This window comes from Paenibacillus sp. 1-18, from assembly GCF_000520755.1.
In the GTDB taxonomy this organism is placed as follows: domain Bacteria; phylum Bacillota; class Bacilli; order Paenibacillales; family Paenibacillaceae; genus Paenibacillus; species Paenibacillus brasilensis.
On record NZ_ASSB01000125.1, the window covers coordinates 1 to 6,658 of the forward strand.

Genomic DNA, 6,658 nt, shown 5'->3' on the forward strand with positions numbered 1-6,658 from the left:
CTTAAAAAAGCTGTCTGATTTACTGTTGACAATCCACCACTGAAAAAGTCCCTTTGATGCTCAAAGGGTACAGTCGCTCAAGAAAACTGAGGAGACTGTACCTTTTTTTCTGTATTTTTTTCGTAAGCTACGATTTATGCAGGGTCAATAAGACCTTTACAGGACTGTAAAGGTCAGGGAAAAGCACAAGTAGAAAAGAGAAACCATAAGCGATCACGCATAGGATAATAAACGCTCTTTTTTCCCTTTTCAAGGTCTTGTCGATTTTAGGCCATTCGTAAAGCACAATTAAAGCGAGAATCCAAGTAACATTGGCAATCTGAACCCATTTCATTTCATCACTGCCCTTTCATTGCCGCTGGCGGATGTATTCGCCCGGTTTGAGAATTTTTACGTTGAGATCGTATTCCGTCTCGATCTCGGGGAAAATTTCATCCCAGTGATCTTTTTTTGCATACCACTGTTTTGGATATTTCCTGTAGATAGCCTCGGCATATCCGAGTACATCTGTTTTAAATTTCTGTTGAACTTGCTGAACGACCTGCTCCAGACGTTTTTGTAAATCTTCGTTCAATTTCTTTTCAAGCATTTCGGTGACATCCGGTTTAGGGATTTGCAGATTTGTTGCATTTTGAACCACATCGACAGACGATAATGTCTTTACGGTCATCTTCCATTCGCCGTTTTCAATCCGAGGCAGTAATTCTGTCCGGGCATGGAGAGTTTTAAAAGACACAGAACCTTTTTCATCGTCTAGGACAATCGTTATCATCGGGTGTTCGATTTTATTGCGAAACCACATAAGACCGCGAGTCGTTTCGACATCAATCTCACCTACTATGCGATCTTTTTTTAAAATAGAAGTGCCGACTATTGCGGGGGTCATAGAATTACTTTCTTTCTGATCTGGTTCCATCATGCGAATTTTGGGTATGACAGCGGATTGTCCCTTATCCTCCTGCATCTGCAAGAAGTAATTTAAATCAATGGCCGGCACAACCAGCTTTTTAGAAATTCCACTCAGTGTCTCCACGCTGCTCTTTTCTAGCTTGGTTTTGGAAGACAATATTTGATCTACGGAATCTTCGCTGATAAACAATTTATTGCGAAGCCGGGTGTCCGGGACCCGTGCAAGAAAATCGAGCTGATCGCGGACGCCGTTTTCTTTAGCAAACTTCTCGTTGATGATGAATACGTACATCTGCCCAAAAAACAGCTTTCTCGGGCTTTTAATTTGAAGCTTGGATAAAGCATCGGCGGTGTTAACCCCGTCGGCCCAGAGAATGGACGTGCTGCCGAGTGATTCATTTGAATCTTTTTTGGAAGATGGAACGTGGATTTGGACAGTAAATCGAATTCTATTGTCGTCAGCTTTGTCTATACCTCCCCCCGTAACGATAGCCAATTGATTAAGTTCATTGGAATTCCAGCAGCCCGTAAGAAAAATGAGGGTAAGGAATATCGACGTAAGGAGAATGATGTACCTAATCGAATTCATCGTTTCACTCTCATAGCATGTTTTCTTGTCAGAAAAAAGGAGACGATCAACATAAGCAAAGGGATGGCGGTTTGGAATGTAGTTAAATAATAAGGAAACAATGTAGCTAAAAAATGGTTCAATTCAATTCTATTTTTTACAACCAACTGGGCAAGAAATACGAGCGTGAAATAAAGTGGAAGCACAATCGGACGATAATCGGACAATTTCAGCCACTGTGCGATACCTAAAGACAAAGCATATCCGAATATAGCGATTTTAATACAAGATCCGCTCACCCAAATGCCGATACCAACGGGCTCCATAGATTGGAAGAAATCTGCAATACTAATATACGCTATAGTAGACATCAAAGGATCGACCACTTTACCTGTAATGCTTCCGAATACGAGAAGAGTTGTCAAATTAACCAAACACATAGTTAAAGTCACGGCCAGTACAGAAATATTTGCCCACTTCTTCGCTTTATCCGGGTCTTTTACGTAGGGTAACATAAACAAAAGCAGGCTAAATTCTGAAAACCATCCCTGCGCAATCAATGCCCCATTAACCGAAGGTTGTAACCCATTGGCAAAAATCGGCAACATACGCTCAATATCCCAATCTGGACTGATCATAAGTGTCAATAATATAAGGAAAAAGATTATAGGTATAACACAAATTTGCGCCATCCGGCCTATAACCTCCAATCCGCTGCGTACGGTAAACGCGCAAATGATAAGCAGACTGCCGATGATTACGGGCATAGGAGTCAGGGACAGAGCTCTGCCTACAGTAAGTTCCGTATACTCCCGTATCATGATGCCCAGATTGAAGGTTAAAAAGAGTAAATACAGCAGACCGATAAATTTTCCTAGTAAGGTTCCGAATATTTGCTCCATCATTTGGATCAATGTAGCCCCGGGATACTGATTATGCAGCCGAAAGGATAGCCAAACGGTAAAATAGCCTAGAACGGATGCCCAAATGGGTGAGATCCACATATCCCGTTCCGCTAGTTTGCCAACGAGTGCAGGAATCGAAAGAAGCACTGTTGCCAAAACTGCGGGGTACATGATCAGCGACATTTGATATGCTGATATTTTTCCTTTTTCCATAATGGCCTCCCTTTTATTTTGAATCATCATCCTGTGGAGTTGGACCCGGTTTCGGCGAGGCATGTCTGAATGTACGGATGTCTCCAGTCAAGTGCGGCCTTTTATTCATGGCCCACCAAGGTGCTCGAATCAACTGGTCTTTAAGATCCTCTCTAATGGTCGGCGCGATACCTGACAAGTAGGGTACGCCAAACGATCGCAGTGTGCATAAATGGAGAAGAATCGCCATAATTCCCAGCATGACTCCGACGATCCCAAGAAATCCGGCGAGAATCATGATGGGAAAACGAAGCACCCGAAGAGTCAACCCGATCGAATAATGGGGAATGACAAAGCTAGAAACACCCGTAATGGCAACCACGATGACCATCGGTGCAGAGACGAGGCCGGCCCGAACCGCCGCATCACCGATCACGATCGCCCCGACAATACTAACGGCAGCGCCTATCTGCTTGGGCAATCGAATGCCTGCTTCACGGAGCGCTTCGAATGCGATTTCCATCATTAACGCTTCTACAATGGTTGGAAACGGAACAAACTCCCGGGATGATGAAAAACTGAACAATAAAGACAGCGGCAGCATTTGTGGGTGAAACGTGACGATTGCAACGTATATGGACGGCAATAAAAGAGATAACGCTATAAAAACGTAACGCAAGATACGTACGATGGAGCCAACAAACCACCGGGAATAATAATCCTCCGCCGATTGTATTAAGGAGAATACGGTAATTGGAGCAATCAGAACAAAAGGCGTTCCGTCGATAAGAATCGCTACACGTCCCTCAAGTAAGGAGGCGCAAACAACATCAGCTCTTTCGGTCTCTAGAATTTGCGGAAATGGGGAATAGGGGTTATCTTCAATTAATTCCTCAATATACGAGCTCTCCAATACAGCGTCTAAATTGATTTTACGAAGCCTATTCGTGACTTCTTCAATCAAGTTTGGTTCTGCGATTCCTTTATGGTACGCTAAAAAAATTTGAGTCTGCGTTTCAGTCCCCAGTTTGAACGGCTGAAATTTGAGGTTCGGAGTCTTTATTCGACGGCGAAGCAGCATCATATTAACACTTATGCTTTCTGTAAACCCTTCGCGCGGACCCCTTACGACAGATTCCGATTGCGGTTCTTCAATCGAGCGTTTCTCCCATTTTGCCAGTCCTAAAACGACTGCCCGCGGTTCATGATCGAAGAATAATACGGGATTTCCCGATAAAATTTCAGAAACGGCTTTATGCATCATGGAAACAATTGTAAGATCAGCAATGGACAGCTTTTCTTCGAGAAGCAGTTCAATGCTAGTTTCTTCAGTCTCTTTCATCTGCATTAAGGGCAACAATACATGTGTATCCAACAAATCCGTATCGCTTAATCCGTCGAGGTAGACGAGCAGCGCTTGTTGGACCCCCTTGATTTTAAAGGCTCTGAATATAACATCCGGACAATTTGCGAAAATCACTTTGATATTCATTTCGTTTTCTTCCAAATGCTCTTTTATTGAGTCATCGGCTTGCTGCGACGGTAAGAAATCCTGTATAGGTTTGTTATTATGCGATTGCTTCCAAAAGGCTCCGTGAAAAATCCTTTTAAAGAGTGGCATAGGCTACCTCACAAATCTTCAATTAACTTTGATAATTATAATAACCAGTATTTATCATTTGCATACATTTTCGGAACTCGCCGAGAAAGGCTGCAAATCCTGCCTGAGTTCATTTCGAAGGAAGCGTTCCAGCTTGCAGGAGAAGATGGATGGCAACAAGCACTAGCCCGGGGCGTATCTGCTGAGGGGCTTGATTGTACGTGGGGAATGCCGAAAAATCATCGGCACCTACTACTCCATGATGGGAAACGTTAAGCATAGCGGAAGGAAAAAGCTCAAGTACGTCACTAACCGCTGCGGCAATCGTGACCCGGACGAAGGAGTGCAAAAACCTCTAGCTTCGCCGATAATACATCGATAGTTACGTCATTTCCCAACTCCAGTGCTACGCTGCTTGCAACTGTGACTATAACAGAAAAAGCAGCCATCACAGAGGAATCTCTGCGACAACTGCTTCCTTAGTTGGGAGCCCACCTTGCGGTCCCCGTTGTGGATGGATCGGCTACACTTAGTTGGACAACAAAAACGAGGGCTTGTAGAATAAACCTATTACGCTAAGGAGCGGATTATTTACAATGCCAAATCAACGACGTACCTTTACAACAGAGTTCAAAAAACAAATGGTTCAGTTATACGAGAACGGCAAAACCAGAGCAGCCCTTGTGGAGGAATATGGGCTCACAGCCTCAGCTCTGGATCGCTGGATCAAACAGGCTCAGACAACAGGTTCCTTTTCCGAGAAGGACAATCGCTCTGCGGAAGAGAATGAACTCATTGCTTTACGCAAAGAAAACCACGCCTCAAAATGGAGGTCGACATTTTAAAGCAAGCCGCGCTGATCATGGGACGAAAGTAGCCATCATCCAGAACAATCGTGATAAATACTCGGTATCAGCAATGTGCTACGTCCTGCAAATCGCAAGAAGTACGTTTTACTACGAAGCCAAAGAACAGGCAACCGAAGACGATGTAACCGAAGTGGTTGTGGATATCTTCCACAAGAAACGAAAAGCCTATGGCATGCGCAAGATCAAAGTCAAGCTCCATGAGCGCGGATTCGTCGTCTCCAGGCGGCGGATCGGTCGAATCATGAAAGAACATGGACTCGTTTCAACCTACACGGTGGCACAATATAAGCCCTATAAAACCGCCTGTAATGAAGCAGCTACAGCCAATACACTGAACCGCGAGTTCACCCAAATGGAAAGCAAACGCTTCGTTGTCAGTGACCTGGCCTATGTGAAAGTCCAGAACCAGTGGCACTATATTTGCGTGCTGGTGGATCTGTTTAATCGAGAGATCATCGGTCATAGTGCAGGTCCTCGGAAGGACGCTGCTCTGGTTGCTCGCGCTTTTGCGACGGTGGAGGGCGATTTACGCGACATCCAGTGGTTTCACACAGATCGGGGGAGTGAGTTTAAAAATCAAAGCATGGATGAACTGCTGAAAACCTTTCACATTGGACGTTCTCTCAGTATGAAAGGCTGCCCCTACGATAACGCTGTAGCAGAAGCTACGTTCAAAGTCATGAAGACAGAGTTTGTGTATCAGATGAATTTTCAGAGCCTTCGTCATCTAGAACTGGAGCTGTTTGATTATGTGAATTGGTATAACCATCATCGAATCCATGGAACCCTGGAGTTCATGACCTCAGTTCACTATCGTCATGCAGCCCTTAAAAAAGTTGTTTGATTTACTGTTGACAATCCACCATAAATAAGGGGGGAGGGGTGCAGACTTGTACACTGCACCCCTATTCGTCCTTTGCATCCGTAGGCAGTTGACAGTTGTACAACGACCAAGATCTATGGACGAGGATATTGAGGGGATCGTTATCTGATTTAGTTAACACCTACAGCGTCAAAAGATTTGGCAGCTGCGGTAGCTTGTACCGAGTTCGCACCGTAGAGATCTTTTGCAGCTTGTATAACAGCAGCGCGTGCGTTGGAGAATTCAGAAGAAGAAGTCAGATAGTTCGTAAAGGCACTATAGTAAATTTGGACCGCTGCGTCGCGACCAATTCCATTTACAGTTACGCCATGGAAGGTACCGCCTTGTGCCAGCAAATAATATGCTTTATTAATAATGCCGCTGTTGGTATGAACGCCACCGTTATCCGAGCTACCTGTATACAAGTCGGAATAATGGTCTGGTTGATCGTACAGGGTAGGATTGGACATGGAGCGCAGAGCATCACCCGAAATGCTTGGTGTATAAATATCGTCGCCTAGCAGCCAGTTTTTACGCTGGATGTCATTGCCGATAATGTCTGAGAAGGCCTCGTTCAATGCACCGGATTCACCGTAATATTCCAAATTCGAAGTATACTCTGTAACACCGTGTGTGAGTTCATGACCAACCACATCAGGGTCACCACTGAAAGCGATAAATGTGGAGCCATCCCCGTCACCATAAGTCATTTGGGAGCCGTTCCAGAAGGCATTGTTGTAGCGGCTGGCGGCA

General features: G+C 44.6%; 6 protein-coding genes. 2 read left to right on the forward strand and 4 right to left on the reverse strand.

Translation table 11 applies throughout. The features are described 5' to 3' along the window. Positions 1-349 precede the first annotated feature (349 nt). Genes L693_RS0107930 through L693_RS0107940 form a run of 3 tightly spaced genes read right to left on the reverse strand, consistent with a single transcriptional unit; the run spans position 350 to position 4,195 of the window. Positions 350-1,498, reverse strand: coding sequence for a Ger(x)C family spore germination protein (locus L693_RS0107930; RefSeq protein ID WP_025716801.1), 1,149 nt, complete (start codon positions 1,496-1,498; stop codon positions 350-352). Next, positions 1,495-2,595, reverse strand: a complete 1,101-nt coding sequence (locus L693_RS0107935; RefSeq protein WP_197029851.1) for a GerAB/ArcD/ProY family transporter — start codon at positions 2,593-2,595, stop codon at positions 1,495-1,497. Before L693_RS0107935 ends, L693_RS0107930 begins: the two co-directional genes overlap by 4 nt. A gap of 13 nt (positions 2,596-2,608) precedes the next feature. Continuing rightward, positions 2,609-4,195, reverse strand: coding sequence for a spore germination protein (locus L693_RS0107940; protein WP_025716803.1), 1,587 nt, complete (start codon positions 4,193-4,195; stop codon positions 2,609-2,611). 575 nt (positions 4,196-4,770) lie between these two features. Between L693_RS0107940 and L693_RS32360 the strand changes: the two genes are divergently transcribed. Both L693_RS32360 and L693_RS0107950 read left to right on the forward strand, forming a co-directional pair. Next, on the forward strand, positions 4,771-5,019 hold the full coding sequence (locus L693_RS32360) for a transposase (protein ID WP_442950169.1): 249 nt from the start codon (positions 4,771-4,773) through the stop codon (positions 5,017-5,019). Beyond that, entirely contained in the window at positions 4,970-5,887 is a 918-nt protein-coding gene (locus L693_RS0107950; protein ID WP_442950170.1) for an IS3 family transposase, read from the forward strand. The genes L693_RS32360 and L693_RS0107950 overlap by 50 nt, the downstream gene beginning before the upstream one ends. A gap of 149 nt (positions 5,888-6,036) precedes the next feature. On the opposite strand, the gene L693_RS0107955 is transcribed toward L693_RS0107950, so the two are convergent. Next, positions 6,037-6,658: M4 family metallopeptidase (locus L693_RS0107955; RefSeq protein ID WP_025716805.1), on the reverse strand; the 622-nt coding region annotated here is incomplete at its 5' end.

Bases quoted from the DNA above. Each gene is read 5' to 3' on its own strand.
- L693_RS0107930 (WP_025716801.1), bottom strand. From the start codon at position 1,498: ATGAATTCGATTAGGTACATCATTCTCCTTACGTCGATATTCCTTACC.
- L693_RS0107935 (WP_197029851.1), bottom strand. From the start codon at position 2,595: ATGGAAAAAGGAAAAATATCAGCATATCAAATGTCGCTGATCATGTAC.
- L693_RS0107940 (WP_025716803.1), bottom strand. From the start codon at position 4,195: ATGCCACTCTTTAAAAGGATTTTTCACGGAGCCTTTTGGAAGCAATCG.
- L693_RS32360 (WP_442950169.1), top strand. From the start codon at position 4,771: ATGCCAAATCAACGACGTACCTTTACAACAGAGTTCAAAAAACAAATG.